The 19,736-nt window shown below is 68.0% G+C and carries 20 protein-coding genes; 6 read left to right on the forward strand and 14 right to left on the reverse strand.

Features of this window, described 5'->3' with window-relative positions; genetic code table 11:
• Positions 1-209: 209 nt before the first annotated feature.
• Positions 210-680 carry a hypothetical protein gene (locus AMYHA_RS23775; RefSeq protein WP_051400501.1) on the reverse strand — a complete coding sequence of 157 codons (471 nt, stop codon included), beginning with the start codon at positions 678-680 and terminating at the stop codon, positions 210-212.
• A 149-nt stretch (positions 681-829) separates the two neighbouring features.
• On the opposite strand from AMYHA_RS23775, the gene AMYHA_RS23780 reads away from it, so the two are divergent.
• Both AMYHA_RS23780 and AMYHA_RS23785 read left to right on the forward strand, forming a co-directional pair.
• Positions 830-1,255 carry a MerR family transcriptional regulator gene (locus tag AMYHA_RS23780; RefSeq protein WP_034274735.1) on the forward strand — a complete coding sequence of 142 codons (426 nt, stop codon included), beginning with the start codon at positions 830-832 and terminating at the stop codon, positions 1,253-1,255.
• A gap of 39 nt (positions 1,256-1,294) precedes the next feature.
• Positions 1,295-1,924, forward strand: a complete 630-nt coding sequence (locus AMYHA_RS23785; protein WP_034274737.1) for a TetR/AcrR family transcriptional regulator — start codon at positions 1,295-1,297, stop codon at positions 1,922-1,924.
• A 61-nt stretch (positions 1,925-1,985) separates the two neighbouring features.
• Here AMYHA_RS23785 and AMYHA_RS23790 read toward each other — a convergent pair whose 3' ends face one another.
• Positions 1,986-2,855 carry an alpha/beta fold hydrolase gene (locus AMYHA_RS23790; protein WP_196776959.1) on the reverse strand — a complete coding sequence of 290 codons (870 nt, stop codon included), beginning with the start codon at positions 2,853-2,855 and terminating at the stop codon, positions 1,986-1,988.
• A 104-nt stretch (positions 2,856-2,959) separates the two neighbouring features.
• Between AMYHA_RS23790 and AMYHA_RS23795 the strand changes: the two genes are divergently transcribed.
• On the forward strand, positions 2,960-4,270 hold the full coding sequence (locus AMYHA_RS23795; RefSeq protein WP_034274741.1) for a glycoside hydrolase domain-containing protein: 1,311 nt from the start codon (positions 2,960-2,962) through the stop codon (positions 4,268-4,270).
• Positions 4,271-4,316: 46 nt separating this feature from the next.
• On the opposite strand, the gene AMYHA_RS23800 is transcribed toward AMYHA_RS23795, so the two are convergent.
• Positions 4,317-5,525, reverse strand: coding sequence for a pyridoxal phosphate-dependent aminotransferase (locus AMYHA_RS23800; RefSeq protein ID WP_034278605.1), 1,209 nt, complete (start codon positions 5,523-5,525; stop codon positions 4,317-4,319).
• A 92-nt stretch (positions 5,526-5,617) separates the two neighbouring features.
• Here AMYHA_RS23800 and AMYHA_RS23805 point away from each other — a divergent pair, with 92 nt between their 5' ends.
• A complete protein-coding gene (locus AMYHA_RS23805) occupies positions 5,618-6,247 on the forward strand; it encodes a winged helix-turn-helix transcriptional regulator (RefSeq protein ID WP_034274743.1) in 630 nt (209 codons plus the stop codon).
• A gap of 356 nt (positions 6,248-6,603) precedes the next feature.
• Positions 6,604-8,883, forward strand: coding sequence for a hypothetical protein (locus tag AMYHA_RS23810; RefSeq protein WP_231104878.1), 2,280 nt, complete (start codon positions 6,604-6,606; stop codon positions 8,881-8,883).
• 31 nt (positions 8,884-8,914) lie between these two features.
• Here AMYHA_RS23810 and AMYHA_RS23815 read toward each other — a convergent pair whose 3' ends face one another.
• Positions 8,915-9,583, reverse strand: a complete 669-nt coding sequence (locus AMYHA_RS23815) for a TetR/AcrR family transcriptional regulator (RefSeq protein WP_034274747.1) — start codon at positions 9,581-9,583, stop codon at positions 8,915-8,917.
• 609 nt (positions 9,584-10,192) lie between these two features.
• Here AMYHA_RS23815 and AMYHA_RS23820 point away from each other — a divergent pair.
• Positions 10,193-10,900, forward strand: a complete 708-nt coding sequence (locus AMYHA_RS23820; protein WP_034274749.1) for a hypothetical protein — start codon at positions 10,193-10,195, stop codon at positions 10,898-10,900.
• A gap of 85 nt (positions 10,901-10,985) precedes the next feature.
• Here the strand turns inward: AMYHA_RS23820 and AMYHA_RS23825 are convergent, their stop codons facing one another.
• The 10 genes from AMYHA_RS23825 to AMYHA_RS23870 form a co-directional block, all read right to left on the reverse strand.
• Complete coding sequence (locus AMYHA_RS23825; RefSeq protein ID WP_034274751.1) at positions 10,986-11,768, reverse strand: IclR family transcriptional regulator; 783 nt, start codon at positions 11,766-11,768, stop codon at positions 10,986-10,988.
• Between the two features lie 69 nt (positions 11,769-11,837).
• Positions 11,838-12,224: a 4-carboxymuconolactone decarboxylase gene (gene pcaC, locus AMYHA_RS23830; protein ID WP_084037468.1), complete on the reverse strand. Its 387-nt coding sequence runs from the start codon at positions 12,222-12,224 to the stop codon at positions 11,838-11,840.
• A complete protein-coding gene (gene pcaD, locus AMYHA_RS23835) occupies positions 12,221-12,988 on the reverse strand; it encodes a 3-oxoadipate enol-lactonase (RefSeq protein WP_034274753.1) in 768 nt (255 codons plus the stop codon). The genes pcaC and pcaD overlap by 4 nt, the downstream gene beginning before the upstream one ends.
• Positions 12,988-14,325, reverse strand: coding sequence for a 3-carboxy-cis,cis-muconate cycloisomerase (pcaB, locus tag AMYHA_RS23840; RefSeq protein WP_034274755.1), 1,338 nt, complete (start codon positions 14,323-14,325; stop codon positions 12,988-12,990). Before pcaB ends, pcaD begins: the two co-directional genes overlap by 1 nt.
• Positions 14,318-14,857, reverse strand: coding sequence for a protocatechuate 3,4-dioxygenase subunit alpha (gene pcaG, locus AMYHA_RS23845; protein ID WP_034274757.1), 540 nt, complete (start codon positions 14,855-14,857; stop codon positions 14,318-14,320). Before pcaG ends, pcaB begins: the two co-directional genes overlap by 8 nt.
• Positions 14,850-15,566, reverse strand: coding sequence for a protocatechuate 3,4-dioxygenase subunit beta (gene pcaH, locus AMYHA_RS23850; protein WP_034274759.1), 717 nt, complete (start codon positions 15,564-15,566; stop codon positions 14,850-14,852). The genes pcaG and pcaH overlap by 8 nt, the downstream gene beginning before the upstream one ends.
• Entirely contained in the window at positions 15,566-16,807 is a 1,242-nt protein-coding gene (locus AMYHA_RS23855; RefSeq protein WP_084037469.1) for a thiolase family protein, read from the reverse strand. The genes pcaH and AMYHA_RS23855 overlap by 1 nt, the downstream gene beginning before the upstream one ends.
• Positions 16,804-17,538 (reverse strand): CoA-transferase subunit beta, encoded by a 735-nt coding sequence (locus AMYHA_RS23860; RefSeq protein WP_051400502.1) that lies wholly within the window; start codon positions 17,536-17,538, stop codon positions 16,804-16,806. Before AMYHA_RS23860 ends, AMYHA_RS23855 begins: the two co-directional genes overlap by 4 nt.
• Positions 17,539-17,558: 20 nt before the next feature.
• Positions 17,559-18,380: a CoA transferase subunit A gene (locus tag AMYHA_RS23865; RefSeq protein ID WP_034274761.1), complete on the reverse strand. Its 822-nt coding sequence runs from the start codon at positions 18,378-18,380 to the stop codon at positions 17,559-17,561.
• A gap of 199 nt (positions 18,381-18,579) precedes the next feature.
• A complete protein-coding gene (locus tag AMYHA_RS23870) occupies positions 18,580-19,584 on the reverse strand; it encodes a hypothetical protein (RefSeq protein ID WP_034278613.1) in 1,005 nt (334 codons plus the stop codon).
• Positions 19,585-19,736 lie beyond the last annotated feature (152 nt).

The raw sequence follows: 19,736 nt of genomic DNA on the forward strand, positions 1-19,736 counted from the left end.
GTCGGTCGTTGTTGGCGCCCGACCAGTCCCCTACCGGCGAAAGCCCCGCGTAGGCACGGAGATCACGGGCGGCGCGCAGGCGTCCACTGTGGTCGGTGAAAGCGAACGCGCTCAGGTAGCGGGCGGAGATAGCGTTCGAACCACGCCAGCGTGTAGTAGTCGACCTGCGTGGTGCCGTAGCTGGTGGCGGGCAGGCGCGCCGGGTGGCGTCAGCCAACAGCCTCCTTGCGGCGATCGAGGAGGAGACCAAGGGCGAGGCCGTAAACCAGGTGCAGCACCAGCGTCGCCACCGCGACCTTCGGCGTGACGGCCGTGCCGAACAGCCCCCAGCCCAGGTACGGCAGCCACACCAGCCCCATCACCACCCAGAGCAGCGCCCCGTACCCCGCGGCGATCCGGACGCTGACCTGGCGCACCAGCACGGCGAGCAGTGCACCGGCCACCGCGCCATACCCCAGGTGCGCGACGACGGCGAGCACCAGTCGCACCGGTTCCGGCAGCGTTCCGAAGGTTTCCGCGACCAGCGCGGCAGGGATCGGCTTCGGCATCGGCGCGACACCGATAGCCACCCCAGCGAGCATGAGCGCGCTCATCGCCACCGTGGCGACGGCGCCCCAACCAGCACCCGCGGGAACGCGGGACCAGGTGACGGCACGTCGTCCTGAGTTCGTTGTGATCATGAAGGTCACGCTAAGGCTGTACTTCGATACCGGTTTCCACCGCTTGTGACAGAGATCACCACGGCCGCGAGCGTCGCGGGAACCGAGGGTTGCCGCCCGAACCAGCCACCACGAAGCCGTACCCACGTACCGGATTACCCTGGCCGGTCATGGACACCGCGCCGACCACGCTTCGCTCGGGACAGGTCGCCACCGAGGCGGGCGTCAACCCGCAGACCCTGCGCTACTACGAGCGTCGCGGCCTCATCGCCGAACCCACGCGCAGCCCCGGCGGGCACCGGCTCTACCCGTCCGAGACCGTCATGCTGCTGCGAATCATCAAAGCAGCGCAGCGACTCGGCTTCACGCTCGACGAGGTCGCCGAGTTGATCGACGCGGGCGGCATTGGCCTCAGCCGCGACACTGGCCTACACGCCAGGGCCGAGCAGAAGTTGGCCGACGTCGAACGCCGGATCGCCGACCTCGGCGTCATCCGCGACACCTTGCGGCAGGCACTTGATGCGGGCTGCGACGACCTGACCACCTGCGCGAGCGCGTCCGGCTGCCCACTGCCGTTCACCGACATCACACACTGACGCCAAACCCTCAGCGTCCGCTCTGCGACACTTCCGGGTATGACGACGGCGGAAAACGGCAAGCCGCGCGCCACGACCGGCAGGCGCAGAGGTCGGCCCGGCTACGACCTCGATTCGCTCCTGCGGGTGGCGGCCAAGCTGTTCTACGAGCGCGGCTATGACGGCACCAGCATGGACGAACTGGCCCGTAAGCTCGGCATCACCAAGTCCGCGATCTACCACCACGTCTCAGGCAAAGAGGAGCTGCTGCGGCTCGCCGTCGACCGCGCGCTTGATGGCCTGTTCGCCGTCGCCGAGGAGACCGAACAGCTCGACGGCCGCGCGATCGAGAAGCTGGAACACCTGGTCAGGGGCAGTGTGCTGGTGCTGTCCGACCGGTTGCTGTACGTGACGCTGCTACTGCGCGTGCGCGGCAACACCAAAGTGGAGCGCGCCGCGCTGGCCAAACGGCGGGAGTTTGATCACCTCGTCGCGCGGCTGGTGGCGCAGGCGGAGGCCGAGGGTGACATCCGGCCGGACGTCGACCCGGCGATCACCGCACGCCTGCTGTTCGGCATGGTCAACTCGCTGATCGAGTGGTACAAACCGCGCAACGGGGCCAACAGCGCCGCACTGGCCGATGCCGTGACGAAGGTGGCGTTCGACGGCATCCGGCAGCCGAAAAGGTGACACGAGGGGCGTCCTCGTTGCGTGTGGCGCGAGAAGGCAGCCCTTCGTGGCACCCCGCACCTCAACCCAGCAACTCGCCCACGCCGTCCGCGAACGCCGAGGGGTCCTCCACCTGCGGGTAGTGCCCCAGTTGGGGAAGCTCGACGACGCGGGCGGCGGGCCGCAGCTCACGGAGGCCGTCCAGCACGTTCGTCGTGGCGACCGGATCACGCAGACCCCACAGCAGTCCGAGCTCGCCGTCCCAGTCCCGGATCGCGCCGTGCCAGCGTTCGGCATAACGCACCCGCTCCCGTACGTACGCGCACAGCAGGTGCGCGATCCGGTGCCCATCGGCGTTGCTGACCAGGGCCCACTGCGCGACCGCCTCCTCGGACCGCAGCGGGTGCCCCGGCGAGAACAGCCGTGCGAACTCCCTGCGGAACAACGTGGGATTCGCGAGTGACGCCGCCACCGGGCCGAGCGGACTGAGCAGCACCTTCTGGATCGGCCGCAGGCTTGCCCGCGACACGATCAGCCCGCCGTTGGACAGCACGACCCGCCGCAGTGTGAACGGCAAAGCACTGGCCCGGTCCCGCGCCATCAACTCGGTCGCGACCGACGTGCCCATGTCGTGCGCGACGACGTCGACCTCGCGATGTCCCAGCCGGCCGAGCACCTCGGCGAGGACGTCGGTGTGCTCGAAGATCGTGTACCGATGCGGCCTCGGCTTGTCGGAGAGGCCGAAGCCGAGGAAGTCCAGCGTCAGTGTCGCCCTGTCCAGCCGGTCGAGCACCTGGCGGAAGTCGTAGCCACTGGACGGGTAGCCGTGCAGGAACACGACCACCGACCCGTCGCCGTCGGTCTCGCGCACGAAGATCCGACCGGCGGAGGTCGCCAGCCACCGGCCACCGTCGCGCCAGGAGGCCACGGACTCCGGCATCGCACTGCTCATGGCCGACGACCCTAGCCGCGTGGGTGTCCCTGGATCGAGCGAACCCTACTGGCCAGCGGGTCCAAATCCTTCATGACCGGCGATGCCATGTCGATCATGGGGACATGAACGGTCGTCGCGTCGTCGCCAGGGTCGCGTTCGTCCTGATCTTCATCGTTACGGTGGCGCTGCTGCCTCCGCCCTATCTCTTCGCCAAGCCTGCGACGTCCGTGGACTATCCGGAACGCGCGACGGTGACGCACTTCTCAGGGCTGGCGTTCGACACATGCTCCGCGCCGTCGCTGTCGACCATGCGGAAGTGGCGATCGTCGCGCTATCGGGCGATCGGCATTTACATCGGTGGCGTGACACGCGCGTGCAGTCAGCGCCACCTGAACAAGAACTGGGTGCGTGGCGTCACCGCGATGCGCTGGCGGCTGGTGCCGGTCTACACCGGCAAGCAGGCCCCGTGCCGCAATCACGCGAAGAAGTACCTGATCAAGCCGAAGAAGGCCCGTGCGCAGGGACGACGCGCCGCGAAACACGCGGTCAAGCGATCAGCACGGCTCGGCCTGCTACCCGGCAGCGCGCTGTACCTTGATATCGAGTCGTACCCGACGTCACGTAACCGCTGCCGCAAGGCCGTGCTGCGCTACATCTCGGGCTGGACGACAGCGCTACACAAGCGGGGTTACCTCTCCGGGGTGTACGTCGCCGGTGGCTCCGGCGGCATCCATCTCGCCGGGGCGCACGGCTCGCGTGCCTTCGCGCGGCCCGACGCGATCTGGGTGGCGCAGTGGGACGGCAGCAAGAAGCTTTTCACCATGCCCGGTATCTCGGACAGGTACTGGTCGCACGGCCAGCGCGGCAAGCAGTTCCGTGGCCCGCACCGTGAGAAGCACGGCGGCGTCGCGATGACCATCGACAGCAACCGCTTCCGGGCGCCGGTGGCGACCGTGGCCAGACAGTTCCGTGTCACCAGCTCGGTGCCGCTGAAGGGCCGGAACCATCCCACGAAAAAGTCCGCGATCATCACCACGTATCGGCCAGGCTCGACGGTCGGCGTCGTCTGTCAACGACGCGGTGCCAAAGCTGCCGGCACGCGAGTGTGGAACCTGCTCGCCAACGGCACCTACGTCACGAACCGGTTCGTCAACACCGGCGGCGGGTTCCACAAGGGACTGCCACGCTGCGCCTATCCGTACCAGGTCGCACGCACCGACCGGCTGAACAAGCGCGCCGGTCCCGGCACCCGGCACGCGCTGGCAGGCGTGGTGTACGGCGGCGGGCTGGCCAAAGTCGTCTGCCAGCGGCGCGGTTCGAACGTCTTCGGCGACCGGGTGTGGAACAAGCTGGCCAGCGGTACGTGGGTCAGCGACTACTACCTGGCGACGCCGTCACGGCGGGGATTCAGCAAGCCGATCCGGCGGTGCTGAGCCGTCGCGAGGGAGACGCAGCGCTGGCGTCTCCCTCCCGCCGAACTCACTGCTTGTAGCCGTCCAGGAATCGGCCGATGCGGCGGATGGCTGTCTCCAGCTCGTCGGCCGCCGGCAGCGTGATGATGCGGAAATGGTCCGGCCTGTCCCAGTTGAACCCTGTCCCTTGCACCACGTGGATCTTCTCCCGCAGCAGCAGGTCGTAGACGAACTTCTCGTCGTCGTGGATGCGGTGGACGTCCAGGTCGATGCGGGCGAACGCGTACAGCGCGCCGCGCGGTTTCACGCAGGAAACGCCGGGGATCTCGTTGAGCGCCTGCCATGCTCTGTCCCGCTGCTGGGTAAGCCTGCCGTCCGCCGCGACCAATCCGTCGATGGAGTCGTCACCCAGCGCGGCCTCGATGGCGTGCTGCGCTGGGCCGTTCGGGCATAGCCGCATCCCGGCGAGCATGGTCAGGCCCTCGAGGTAATCCTTGGCGTGGCTGCGCGGGCCGGACACCACCAGCCACCCTGACCGGAACCCGGCGACCCGGTGGCTCTTGGACAGCCCGCTGAACGTCAGACAGACGACATCCGGCGCGATGGCACCGAGATGGTGATGCGTGGCGCCGTCATAGACGATGCGGTCATAGACCTCGTCGGCGAGGATCATCAGGTTGTGCCTGCGCGCCAGCTCCGCGATGCCGCGCAGCAGCTCGTCGGAATAGATCGCTCCGGTCGGGTTGTTCGGGTTGATCACGACGATGGCCTTGGTGCGGTCGGTGATCTTGCTGGCGATGTCGGCGAGGTCGGGCTGCCAGTCGGCCGCCTCATCGCAGCGGTAGTGCACCGCGGTGCCGCCAGCCATCCTCGTCACCGCCGTCCAGAGTGGATAATCCGGGCTCGGCACGAGCAGCTCGTCGCCGCCGTCGACCAGCGCGTGCACCGCCATGGTCGCGAGCTCGGACACGCCGTTGCCGAGGTAGACGTCCTCGGTGCCGATGTCACTGAAGCCGCGCCGCAGGTAGTAGTCGGCGATCGCCTGGCGCGCGGAGAGCAGCCCGCGCGAGTCACCGTAGCCGTGTGACGTCGACAGCGCGCTGGTCATGGCGGTCAGGATGGAATCGGGCACCTCGAAGCCGAACGCGGCCGGATTGCCGGTGTTCAGGCGCAGCACCGAGTGACCCGCCGCTTCCAGCGCGTTGGCCTGCTCGACGACTGGTCCCCTGATCTCGTAGCAGACGCCCGCGAGCTTGCTCGACTGCCTGAACTCCATCTGGCCCTCCATGTCGCTGTCGTGGGGGCAGCTTACTTGGTATTTCCAAGCCACTGCTTGGAAGGTCCAACTTCTCGGCTAGCCTGATGCGTATGTCGCGTCGTAGCTATGCGCACTACTGCCCCGTCGCCCGATCGCTGGACGTCGTCGGCGAGCGCTGGACCCTGCTGATCGTGCGCGAGCTGGCGCTCGGACCGCGCCGCTACACCGACCTGCACGCCGACCTGCCTGGCATCAGCACCGACATGCTCGCGGCGCGACTCAAGGACATGGAGACCAACGGGCTCGTCGTGCGGCGCCGGCTGAGCGTCCCCGTCTGGGTGTACGAGCTGACGCCGCGCGGACACGAGTTGGTGCCGGTACTCGCTGGGCTGGCGCGCTGGGGATCCGAGCTACTCGGCGATGACGCCGACCCTACCGACGCACGGCGGGGGCACTGGTTCGCCATCCCGGTCGCGACCGCGCTCCGCCAAGCCGCCGATGACGCCACCGGCACGGTCCGGGTGCGGGTGGATGACCACGGCTGGTGCCTGCGCATCGGTCCGGACGACGTCACGTTCCTCGAAGAAGACGACGCCGCGGACGTCGACGCCCTGGTGCGCCTCGACACCGCCACCGCAACGGGGCTGGCGCGCGGCGACACCCTGCTGGACAAGGCGATCGCGAACGGCGACGTCCGGATCGAGGGCACATCGGCGCTCGCGGCAGCGCTAGCGGGGTGAGGCCGATGTCGCGTCGGCGTGGACAGCTTCACCGGCCGCACGCGAGCACGCCGCGCGCCGCATGTCGATCAACTTGCCCTGGATTACGACCATCAGAAAGGGACGAATCGAGCATTTGATGCTCCTACACCAGGGCAAGTTGATCGACTTCGCAACGGCGGGCCGATCACGCACCGACTTCGCAATGGCCGCCGCTTCGTCGTTGGTCCCGGAGCACAACGAAGTTTGTGCGTTGATCTCTACTGCTGAGCTGATCACGGTGTCACCATGCGAAGTCGGGCAACCGGCAGAAAGGCACGCGGATGGCACTCTCGCGCACAACCCGGGTCGGCAGCCTCGCGGCGACACTCGCTGTGTTGGCTCAAGCGTCGGTGATGGCAGGGACGGTCTCGCCCGCCGCCGCGACCACATCGGACGAGCCATCCTCGCTGCCCACGGTCGAGTCCGGTGCGCGACCTGGCCCCGACGTCCTCTATGCGCCGCCGCCGGACGCACCGATCCTGGCGAACCACGACCCGCGGTTCGACGCCGAGCCGCTGCTGGTGTCCGGCACCGACGCCTACCGCGACGGCGAGTACCTGTACCAGGACTTCCTCTACGACGACTGCGGCGCCAACTCGGATGGCGCCGGCGCGGATTCGCAATCCGCCTGCGCGGGTGACGTCACCTATCCGACTGACGACGCCAGCTACGGTGACAACGCCGCTGATCTGGTGGAGTTCCGCGTCGCCAGCGAGCGGAAACGAGTCACCTACCGCCTCACCTTCAACACGCTGCTGGCGAAGGACTCCACCATCGCCGCGATCGCCTTCGACGTCGACGGCGATGACGCCACTGGGTCCGCCACGCTGCCGCGCGACCCCGGCGCGCCGTTCCCCGGCACGGACGAAGTGATCACCGCGTGGGGCACCGGTGCGGAGCACACGTCGTTCGCCACCGGCGAGACGACGTCGCTGGACATCCGCACCGACATGTCCGCGAACCAGCTGACCATCACCGTGCCGCGCACGGTCAGCGACCCGAGCGGCACCTGGGAGACCACCGTCGCCACCGGGCTGTATGACACCGACAGCGGCGGTTGGCTCCGGCCGCAACCCAGCTCGGACAACGAAACCCCTGGCGGCGCGGGCCCGATCGACCCCGCGCCGTCGGGCGTGCTCAACCTGGCGTTCCGGTTCAACGAGCCGGTACTGGGCAAGAACACGCCGCCGGACACCCGGCAGGCTGCGGCGATCGCGGCGCACGAACCGACCAGGTTCAGCCATCCGATCGACTTCGACGCGCTCGACGCCGGGGTGCGCCGCGACTCGGTGCCCGAGCACGGCACCACGATCCGGATGTTCCCGAGCAGGCTCGATCTGGGCGAGGGCCGCGATCTCGACGGCGGATTCCCGCAGTACCACGGCCAGCTCCAGCCCTACAGCCTCTACGTGCCGGAGAGCTACCAGCCGGGCGAACCGACCGGGCTCACGCTGGCGCTGCACTCGCTGGGCCAGCGGTACTGGCAGTACAACGGCACCACCGGTGTCCAGCAGATCGGCGAGGCCCGCGACAACATCGTCGCCACCAGCTTCTCGCGCGGCCCTGACGGCTGGTACCAGCACGAGGCCGAGTACGACGTCTTCGAGATGTGGAACGACATCGCGCGCCACTTCACGCTTGACCCGGATAAGGCGGCGATCAGCGGCTACTCGATGGGCGGCTACGCGACGTATCGGCTGGGCACGCTGTATCCGGACCTTTTCGGCACGGCGTTCAGCACCGTCGGGCCGCCCGGCGAAGGCATTTGGCTGCCACCAGCCGCGCCGACCGGTGGAGTCGAGACGCTGACGAACTTGTGGCTGGAGAACGCCCGCAACGTGCCGTATCTCAATGTGGTCGCGGGTGAGGACCAGTTGGTGCCGATCGTCGGGCCGCGGGCGCAGAACCTGGGTGCGCCGGAACACGGCATTCGCGGGTTCGATCAGCTCGGCTACCGGTTCCGGTTCGTCGTCTACCAGCCCGCCGACCACTTCACGCTGGCCGCGCTTGGCTACGACATTCCGATGGCGACGGACTTCCTCGGCGAGGCACGGGTCGACCGCAACCCACACCACGTGACGTTCGCGCGCGTGCCCGCCAGCGACGATCCGCCGCTCGGCCTGGTGCACGACCACGCCTACTGGGTCTCAGGGTTGACGCCTGCGGACACGGCGGAAGGCGCGGGGTGGAACAACGGGTCCGACCTGCCCGCGAAGGGTGTCATCGACGCGTTCAGTCACGGCTTCGGACGCGGCGACGCGCCAAGCACGTCCGGGGCCGACGCTGGTGTTGAGCCACTGCCGTACACCGAGGTGAACCGGTCCTGGGGCGAGCATCCTGACATCCCGGTGGCGAACCGGCTTGAGCTTGAGTTGAGCAACGTCGGCTCCGTCGAATTGGACCTGGCACGCGCGCGGCTCGACGCGCGGGAGCCGTTGACGGTGACGACCACTGCCGACAGTGAGGGCGAGGTGCGGCTGGCCGGGCGGTTCATCCCCGCCACGCGGGTGCTGCGCGATGGCGAGCCGATCGACGCCGACGTCCGCCCGCGCACCGCCACGCTGCCGATCGTCCCGGGCAGCCACACCTACACGCTGCTGCCGCCGGGACGCTGATCCGCGCTAGGCGCCGCGAGGCTCGGCATGGCTACTCGCCGAGGGTCGCGGCGCGTTCGGCCGCGGCCCGCTCCGGACCGACGAAGGGAGCGAGCACGCTGTAGAGCAGGTCGGGAAGCAGCTCGGGAAGGCGGGCGGCGTCGCCTTGGTGCACCCGGTTGTAGATGACCTGGAAGACGGCACCGACGACAGTCTCCGCCGTCAGCTCCGGACCCATCGGCGGCCGCGGCATGCCGCGGGAGGACCGCGCGAGTTGGTCGGTCAGCTCGGCGAGTACCCAGCGCAGGCGATCCCGCGCCGCAGCGCCCGCCGACATGACCTCGACGATGATCATCGCCGCCAGCGCGGGGTCACCGGACAGAAAAACGAGACACCGATCAAGGCAGTTCCGCACGCTCGCGATGTAGTCGTCCCCCGCGCGGTAGGCGGCAACCAGCTGCTCGGTCAGGCATTGGACCGCATCGTCGAACGCCGAGAGAAAGACGTCCTGCTTGTTCGTGAAGTGCTGGTAGAAGCTGCGCCGGGACACCCCCGCACGCTCGATGATGGCCGCCACCGTCGCGTCGCCGTATCCGCTGGCGCTGACGACGGGCGCCACCGCGGCGAGGATGCGCGCCCGCTGGTTACTCGCCACATAGTCAGCGGGCAGCCCGTGCCTTCCCGATGGCAGCTGGTGTGGCTGGCGCGACGTCGTTCCCACGTACCTCGTTGCTTATCCGTGCAGGTCTTTCGGCGTAGAGGCCAAGGCTAAGCAATCGTGACCACCATGGGGGACGCAATGCGAGCAGAGCCACACAAGCAGGGCATCCCGGACCCAGCGCCGTGGTTCCGTCGCGCGATCGACGAGCTACACCGGCGGTGCCGCACGGCGTGCTCGGCGCAGGGGACGTGCGAGGACCGGTTCGCAGCGACGGTGACCGCCCTGATCGCGTGGACAACCGACTACCCGGACGCGGCGCGGCTCTACTGGTGTGATGTAGCGCCACACCACGACACCACAATTGTACAAATGGTGCTAACAGCACGAACTCAACTGCCGCGAGTCATTGTGTGGCAACTTTCGCCATATCGGACAACTACTCTTCACGTGGTCATTATCGAATTCATCGCAGGCGTTGTCCGGCAGCAGATGAACGAAGCGTTACTACATGGCGAACCCAATCTCACCCATCTGGCAGAACGCATCACTCAGTTAGCCCCGATACTAACGTCTACCTGGCGCGAGACGTAATTATCTAGTGCTCGTTGACTTCCAGAAACGTCTATGTTTCTATATGTTTTCCCGAACCGGGAAACGAAAGGGGAAACAGTGAAGAAACCGACCAACATGATCTTCGCGGGACTCGCGGTTGCGGCGAGTTTCGTGCTGATCGCTCCCACCGCCGCGGCCGGCTCCACCACGATTCACCGCGACTCGGCAACCGGCGATCCTTATTCCGGTGCCGTGCACGGCGACCTGATCTCAGCAGCCGTGGAGTTCGAAAGTTCCGCTGGAAACGCGACGTGCGATCAGTCCACGCTGGACGGGTCGGTCAACTCAGATGGCACAGATGCTGACATCGCTGACGCGTCCTACAGTGACAGCAGTGCCTCCGATGGGTCGTGCCCCAACGACCAAGGTGGGCGGACCACCATCACGCCGACCGACCTGCCGTGGAGCGGCGGGAACGTCACGTATGCACCGGAAACCGGTGGCCAGGACGGCACGATCACCATCAACAACGTGTCGGCAGAAGTTGATTCCACCAATTCGTGGGGAATGCAGATCACCTGTCACTTCGTCGGCGCAGGGGCCAATGACAGCGTGACCGGCTCGGTGTACAACCCGGACAACGCGAATCGCCCTGTATCGTCCGTCGATGAGGCCCAAGCGGAACTGTCGCAAGTCGAGCTGACATTGACTAGCGGCGATCTCGGCTGCCCGAGCAGCGCCACGATGACGGCGACGTACTCAATTCTCGGCGAAACCGAATCCGGTTCCGGAACGTTCGATCAGACGCTCTACATCACGAGCTGAGCACCAATTTCCGATCCTTCATGCGATGCGTATGCCGACAGTTGCCCTACCACGGTCAACTGTCGGCATACGCCTGCCGGCCCGGTTATCCGGCGGCCGCGAGGTCTTTCTCGATCCGCTCGCAGGCGGCGAGCAGTGGCGGCACCATGTCCCGCCGTAGTACCTCGGCGCTGGTCCTGCTGGCGTGGGTGGAGACGTTGACGGCGGCGATCACCGCGCCCGACCGGTCCCGCAGCGGCGCGGCGATCGACCGCAGGCCCTCCTCAAGCTCCTGGTCGACCATCGCCCAACCCTGCTGGCGAACCCGCGCCACCTCCTCGCGCAGCCGCTCCGGCGAGGTGATGGTCTGCGAGGTCAACGGCTTCAGCGTTGCCTCGGACAAGTAGGACTCCAGCGCGTCGTCGTCGAGCCCGGCGAGCAGCACGTGCCCCATCGATGTCGCGTACGCGGGAAAACGGGTCCCGACCGTAATGCTGACCGTCATGATGCGCGACACCGCGAACCGCGCGACATAGACAACGTCGGTGCCGTCCAGCACCGACACCGAACTGGACTCACCCACCTCGCCGGACAACCGTTCCAGGTGTGGCTGCGCCACCTCGGGCAGCGTCATGCCCGACAGCACCGCGTAGCCGAGTTCAAGCACCCTCGGTGTGAGCGAGAAGTGCTTGCCGTCGGTGCGGACGTATCCCAGGTCAGCAAGGGTGAGCAAGAAGCGCCGGGCGGCGGCCCGGGTCAGTCCGGTCGACTTCGCGACGTCCGACAGCGTTAGTTGCGGCGCATCGGCATGGAAGGCACGGATCACCGCGAGCCCGCGAGCGAGCGACTGCACGAAATGCACGCCGCGCTCGGACTCGTCGTCAACCATGACCGCTCCTTCCCGCACAGATCTGCTGGCGCCGTGCGGTAACCGGTTCCAGCACGTAACCACGCGAGCCTAACTGGCAGCCGGGTCGCCCAGTTCGGCGAGCGTGTGCTTGGCGATGGCGAACGCGGCGTTCGCCCTGGGTACCCCGGCATAGACGCCGGTCTGCAACAGGACCTCACCGATCTCGTCCGCACTCAGGCCGTTGCGCACCGCGGCTCGCACATGCATCGCCAACTCGTTCTCGCAGCCCAGCGCCGTCAGTACCGCGAGTGTGATGCAGCTCCGCGTCCTGCGGTCCAACCCATCGCGGCCCCACACCGCGCCCCATGCGGCGCGGGTGATGTAGTCCTGAAATGGCTGGGTGAACTCGGTGGTACCCGCGATCGCGCGGTCGACGTGCTCATCGCCGAGCACCTCGCGGCGCACCGCCATTCCGTCAGCATACGAGTCGGTCACGACGCCTCCTTGAGGTGGTCAAGCAGCAACGACGTCACCGCCTCCGGTTGCTCGGCGCTGCCGAGATGCGCGGCGTCATCGACCACCTCGAACCGTGCGCCGGGGACGCCGTCGGCTATGCGCCGGCCATGTTCCGGCGGGGTCGCTGGATCCTCGGCACCCGAGATGACCAGCGTCGGTGTGGTGATGGTGCCCAGGACGTCGAGCAGGTCCATCCGCTCGATCGCGCGGCAGCACCCCGCGTAGCCCTCAGCGGGCGTCGCCGCGACCATCCGCTGGTAGAAGTCGATCCGATCGGGATGCGCCGCGGCGAACTCCGGGGTGAACCACCGGGCGACCACAGCCTCCGCGACCGCGCCGGTCCCGTGCTCGGACACCATGCGCGCCCGCTCGGCCCACATCTCCGGAGGACCGAGTTTCGCGGCCGTGCAGCAGGCCGTCAGACTCGCGATCCGATCAGGACTGTGCGCCGCCAGCCACATGCCGAGCATCCCCCCGAGCGAGAGCCCCACCCAGTGCACCCGTGCCACACCGATGGCGTCCAGCAACTCGACCGCGTCGCCGCCGAGGTCATCAAGGCTGTACGGACCGGGCGGCACCGGGGAGCCGCCGTGCCCCCTGTGGTCGTGGCGCACCACCCGGTACCCGGCGTCGGCCAGCGGGGCGACCTGCGGCTGCCACATCCGCACGTCGCTGCCAAGCGACCCGCTGAGCACGACGACGGAGCCGTCCTCGGGGCCGTCGCTGACGTAGTGCGGTTCCATCAACCCTCCTTACGTGCGTGATGTTGGCGCAGTGCTCGCTGAACGAACACCTGGGCGCTGCCCAGATAACTCGCCGGGTCGAGCAGTTCCGCGATGCGCTCCGCGCTGAGGTATGCGCCGACCACCGCATCCGCCGCCAGCGCGTCGACCAACGACTTCCCAGACGCGCAACACGCACTGACGGCGTCGTGCGCCTTCGCCCTATTGACGCCGTGCTCAGTGACGAGCTCGCTGGTGACCTGTTCGGACAGCGCGAATCCGCCGGTCAGTTCGGCATTGGCGCGCATCCGATCGACGTCGACGTGCAGCCGCTCCAGGCTGGTGCGCAGCCAGCGCACCGCGCTCCCCGTGCCGCGCAGCAGCTCCCGCAGCGGACGCCACTCGGCATGCCAACTTCCGGCTGCCCGCTGGTGTTCGTGGGCGGATGCGCTCAGCAGCGTCGCCACCAGGCCGGGTGCCTGCGCAGCGGCGGCAGCGGCCGATACCGCCGCGATCGGGTTCCGCTTGTGCGGCATCGTGGACGACCCACCGGACCCGTCCGGTCCCGGCTCGGCGACCTCGGCGACCTCGGTCTGCGCGAGGAGGGTGATGTCACGGGCGATCTTGGCGACGGACGCCGACACCCCGCCGAACGCACTCGCGAGGGTGGCGACCCTGCCGCGCTCGGTGTGCCACGGCAGGGCGGGCTCGGTGAGGCCGAGGCGCGCGGCGAGGTGGCTGACCACGTCGGGTCCCCGCTCACCCAGGGCGGCCAACGTACCCGCGGCGCCACCACATTGGACGGCGAAAGTGCCGGACAACGACGCGAGCCGGTCGGCCGCGCTATCCATTCCGGACAGCCAGTTCGCCGCGGTCAGTCCAAAGGTGACGGGCACCGCGTGTTGCAGCAAGGTTCGTCCCGGTTGGACGGCATCGACGTGTTCGCTGGCCAGCCGAGCGAGATGCTCACCACACGCAGTGACGTCCTCCGCCAGCACCGCGACCGCATCCCGGGCGATCAGCATCGCGGCGGTGTCCACGATGTCCTGACTGGTCGCTCCGAAGTGGACGTATCCGGCGGCTTCCCCGCCGACCCGAGCGGTGAGCGCACGCACCAGTGGAGCCGCTGGGTTGCCAACCTCGGTCGCCGCGGTACCGATCTCGGCCGCGTCGTAAAACTCCGCACGGCACTGCGCGGCGATGGCCTCGGCATGCACGGCTGGGATCAGCCCGGCCTCGGCCTCGGCGCGAGCGAGCGCCGCCTCGACGTCCAGCATGGCCCGCAGCCATGCCGCGTCGCCGACCAGCTCGGCCACAGGGCCAGCCGCCAGCACGCCGTCGAACAGTCCATCAGACATCGAAGAATACGGTCTCCCGCTCGCCCTGAATTCGCACGTCGAAGCGGTATCCGTCGTCGGTCCGGGTGGCGATGAGCGTGTCGCGCCGGTTCGCGGGCACCGACGACAACACCGGGTCGTCTGCGTGCTGATCGGCGTGGTCCGGGAAGTAGACGCGGGTGACGACGCGGTGCAGCAGCCCCCGCGCGAACACCGAGACGTCGATGTGTGGGGCTTGACCAGGCACCGCGCCTGGCAGGACGGTGTGGATCGCGTAGCCGCCGTCGCGGGTGTCGCTGCGGCCGAAGCCACGCCACCCTTGCGCCGGTCCGCGCGAGTCGTCCGGGTGGTCGAACCGACCGTCGGGGTCGGCCTGCCAGGTCTCGACCAGCGCGTCGGTTATCACCTCACCTGCGCCGTCAAGGACCCTGCCACGCAGCCAGACCGCGCCTTGCATGTCCTTCGGTACGACGTACGGGCCGTCGTCCCACGTCAGCCCGATGTGCAGAAAGGGACCGACGGTCTGCGACGGCGTCGTCGCCAGGTCAGCCATGGTGGTCCTCCAGGGGAGTGGCGTCCCTGCCGCGCAGCACGATGTCGAACTCGAACGCCAGCGCCCATTCCGGCTGAGTGCGGTCCAAGTCGAATCGCGCGATCAGGCGGGAGCGCGCATGCTCGGGCACCGAGTTGAAAACCGGGTCCTGCCCGAACAGCGGATCGTCCGGGAAATACATCTGGGTGACGAGCCGCTGCGTGAACGACCGGCCGAACAGCGAGAAGTGGATGTGCGCTGGCCGCCAGGCGTTGTCATGGTTGCGCCATGGGTACGCGCCTGGCTTGATGGTGACGAACTCGTAGCGGCCGTCCGCGTCGGTGAGGGTGCGGCCGAGGCCGTCGAAGTTCGGGTCGAGCGGGCTCGGCCAGCGGTCCCCGGTGTGCCGATACCTGCCGCCCGCGTTGGCCTGCCATATCTCGATGAGCGAGTCCGGGATCGGGCGGCCGTCACCGTCGAGCACCCTGCCGTAGACGATGATGCGCTGGCCGATCGGCTCGTCCGCGTGCTGCCGGGTGAGGTCGTGATCCAGTTCGCCGACCCGGCCTGGGCCGAGCAGCGGGCCGGTGACTTCGGTGAGCCGGTGCGGCAGCAGCGTCAGCGGCTGCGTGGGATGCCGCAGCGCGGTGGAGCGGTAGCCCGGCGAGTCAAGCGGCGGGTGGCTGTCAGTATCGCGCCGGTAGCCCACCAGCTGCTCTTGGGTCGTCATCAGGCCTCCAACACCACGGCGAGCCCCTGGCCGACGCCGATGCACAGCGCCGCGAGCCCCCAGCCGCCACCGCGACGTCGCAGCTCGCGCGCAAGCTGGGTGATGACCCGGCCACCGGAAGCGCCGAGCGGGTGGCCGAGGGCGATCGCGCCGCCGTTCACGTTGACGATCTCCGGGTCGAGCTCAGGCCAGTCGGCGAGGCAGGCGAGCGACTGCGCGGCGAATGCCTCGTTCAGCTCGACCGCTGCCAGGTCCGACCAGCCGATACCCGCACGGCGCAACGCCGTCTCGGCGGCCCGCACCGGGCCGATACCGAACTCGTGCGGCTCGACACCCGCCGCTCCCCTGCCCGCGATCCGCGCCAGTGGTGTCGCATCAAGCCGGTCGGCGGCGGCCTGATCGCCCAGCAGCAACGCCGACGCGCCGTCGTTCAGCGGGGACGCGTTGCCCGCCGTCACCGTTCCCTGTGGACGGAACGCGGGCTTGAGCTTGGCGAGCTTGTCCGGCGTGGTATCGGGGCGGACGCCTTCGTCGCGGGTCAGCTCGGTGTCCGGCACCGGGACGACGTGGTCGTCGTAGAAGCCGTTGTCCCACGCCTTCGCCGCGAGCTGGTGGCTGCGCAGCGCGAAGGCATCCTGCCGCTCGCGCGAGATCTGGTACTTCTCGGCGATGATCTCGGTGCCCTCGCCGAGTGAGACGGTCCACTGCTCCGGCATGTCCGGGTTGACCATGCGCCAGCCGAGCGTGGTCGAGTGCAGCGTCTCCGAGCCAGCGGGGAATCCCTTGGCGGGCTTGAGCAACACCCACGGCGCGCGGCTCATCGACTCTACACCGCCCGCGACGGCCAGCGAGGCGTCCCCGACCGCGATAGTGCGGGAGGCGTGCATGACGGCGTCCATGCTGGAGCCACACAGCCGGTTGACCGTGGTGCCCGGCACCGACGTCGGCCAGCCCGCGAGAAGCGCGGCCATACGCGCGACGTTGCGGTTGTCCTCGCCCGCCTGGTTCGCATCGCCGAACACCACCTCATCGACGTCCGCCGGGTCGAAGCCGGTGCGCTCGGCCAGCGCGCGCAGCACGTGCGCGCCGAGATCGTCCGGCCGCACGCCAGCGAGCGCGCCGCCGTAGCGGCCGAACGGCGTGCGCAGCCCGTCGAGGATGTAGACGTCGGTCGCGCTCGATGATTCGGACCTGCGAGCAGTCCTCGGGTCTGATGATTCGGACCTGCGAGCAGTCCTCATGATGACGAAGCCTCCTTGAGTGCTCGCAGCGCCGCGAGCTCGTCGGATGTCGGCGTGGGCGTCGTAGCAAGCTCGTCCGCGACCCGCAGTTCCCACCCGGTCGCCTCCCGCACCTGTTCCACGGTTACGCCAGGATGCACGGCGGTCAAGACCAGCTCGTGGGTATCGGGGTCGGGCCGGAACACGCCGAGGTCGGTGATCACCAACGTCGGACCTGCCCCACGCAGGCCAAGGCGTTCACGCTCGCCGTTGCCCCTGCCGTGCCCGTACGACGTCACGAAGTCGACCTGGTCGACAAAACTGCGTTTGCTCTGCCGCACCACGACGTAGACCTCGTGACAGTTGGCGGCGATCTCCGGCGCGCCGCCCGCGCCAGGCAGCCTGACCTTCGGGTTCGCGTAGTCGTCCCCGATCACCGTGGTGTTGATGTTGCCGAACTTGTCCAGTTGAGCGGCACCGAGGAAGCCGACGTCGATCCGGCCCGGCTGCAGCCAGTAGTTGAACACTTCGGGCACGCCGATCACCGCGTCGGCGGTCTCGGCGAGGATGCCGTCACCGATGGATGCCGGTAGCCAGTCCGGTTTGGACCCCAATGCGCCGGACTCATAGATCAGCACCAGATCCGGTGCGTGCGTGCGGCGTGCCAAGTTCGCGGCGGTGGACGGCAGACCGATGCCGACGAAGCACCGCTGGCCGCCGGACAGCGCCCGCGCTGCCGCGACGGACATCATCTCGTCGGCGGTGTACGTGCTCACGATGCCCGCACCACCTCTCCGCTGCGGACGCGCTCGACCCAGCGTTCGAACTCGTCGCGATCGCGGCTGATGGTGTCCCAAGCCGCGTAGTAGGCGTTGTCGCGTTCGGAGTAGCCCTGCGCGTAGGACGGATGCGCGCCACCGGGCACCTCGGCGACCCGGTCCACGGCCCAGGACGGCAGCACCATCCCGCCGGGGACGGGCTCGAGCTCGTCGACAACCTCCTCCACGGTGACCAGGCTGCGTCGGGCCGCCAGTACGGCCTCCTTCTGCACCCCGACCAGGCCCCACATCTGAACGTTGCCCGCTCGGTCGGCGCGCTGGGCGTGCACGATCGCGACGTCCGGGTTGATCGCGGGCACCGCGGTCAGCGTCTCGCCGGTGAACGGGCAGGTGATCGGCTTGATGGTGTCGGTGACGTTCGGCAGGTCGGTACCGACGTACCCGCGCAGCACCGCGAATGGCAACCCGGATGCGCCAGCTACGTAGCGGTTGGCCATGCCCGCGTGGCTGTGTTCTTCGATCTCCAGCGGCACCGGCCAGCCGTGCTGCACCGCGTCCCGGAACCGATGCAGCGAGCCGACGCCGGGATTGCCACCCCAGGAGAAGATCAGCTTGCGCGCGCAGCCCGCGCCGATGAGCTGGTCATAGACGATATCCGGCGTCATCCGGACCAGGGTCAGCTCACGCCTGCGCTGCCGGATGATCTCGTGCCCCGCCGCGACCGGGATCAGGTGCGTGAACCCTTCCAGCGCGACGACGTCGCCGTCGCGCACCAAGTCCGCGACCGCCGCCGACAACGACGCGATCTCAGCCACTGTGCCACTCCATTCCGCACCCCTCACCTGTCCCACGGGCTGACGATTGTTCGTATGCCGCACGCTTGTTCTTTATATGAACTTATCTGAGCGCGGTGGCAGTCGTCAACCGTTGATGGGATGACTGGCCGGTGGAACCACGAACGGCCAGGTGCGGCGACTCGTGAGTGCTGATCCGTGTTCTAACTCTGATGAGCGCTCACGACACCGCGGCGCAGCGAGTACATCCGATGCGGTCGCCCGTACGCGGCTGCCAACCTTCGCGCGTCAAGACGGCCCGTACCTCAGTGGCGACGGCGCACGGATTCTCGTGCACGTTCTGCCAGCCGTAGATCAACCGCGACCTCCCGGCGAGTTCGGCTGCGTTATCGCGGCGCATGTCTCGGAAAGCCACGCCAGCAGTGGCGTGGTACCGCCTGCCGTCAAGTCGCACCGTGAGCGCCACGCCATAGTTGTCGTAGGTGACGTCCTCCCACAACGTCTTTCCATCCACGACGAACGGGACTTGACGTTGCCCTTCAGGCAAGCCGTGACCCTGCTCTACGTTCGTGGCGTACTCAATCTCCAGCGCGGACATCAATCCACCCCGTACCAGCTCAAGTGCGGATGTGATCGCGTGCCGATGACGCCGAGGCGGGCGAACGCGCACGCAGCCGAGCATGGCAGAGAGCGAAACGCGGGTCCGCGAAACCAAGTCGATCACGAGGTACATCGCTTCTCGGTCCGTTCGCTGCGAGACGGCGAGGTCGACAATCGTGTCGGTGAGCCGCGTACGTGGCGGAGACGTCCGCAGCATCGTGTGCCGCAACGCCCGTGACCGATGTACGCGTACGAGCGGCAATTGCGAAACGGCAGAGGACGTGTAGGGCACGGTGATATCTACCGGATGTTCCTTGATCGACAGGATGCCCCATTCCTCAGCTGCCGTGTGATGGCTAAGCACGGCGTGTCCGCCGCCGTAGAGTAGCGCTGCGCTTATGCGGGAGCGCCGGTTCAAGTCCCCGGTAAATGTCGCGTAGACGCGTGGCAGGACACGCCGCCACCGATCAGCGCGTACGTTGGCCTCGACGTCGCCCCAGCTGTGACCGTACGCGCGCAACTGGTCAATGCGCACGATTCCGTACTGCTCAGAGATGAGACGACGCCAGCTCACGACCTGGTCCGAGGGTAGGTCGTCCTCCGACCATCGTGGGTTGATCGGCATGACCACAAGCGTGGGTAACCAGGGCTGGTCGCGGAACCCGCAGTTGTCAGGTGTGGATATCGGTAACCCTGTGGAAGGTGGGCGATTCCCCGAGGTCGTGAGTGCTGATCCGTGTTCTAACTCTGATCAGCACTCACGACACTGCGGCGCTC

The sequence above is a fragment of the Haloechinothrix halophila YIM 93223 genome, assembly GCF_000504245.1.
Lineage (GTDB): Bacteria > Actinomycetota > Actinomycetes > Mycobacteriales > Pseudonocardiaceae > Haloechinothrix_A > Haloechinothrix_A halophila.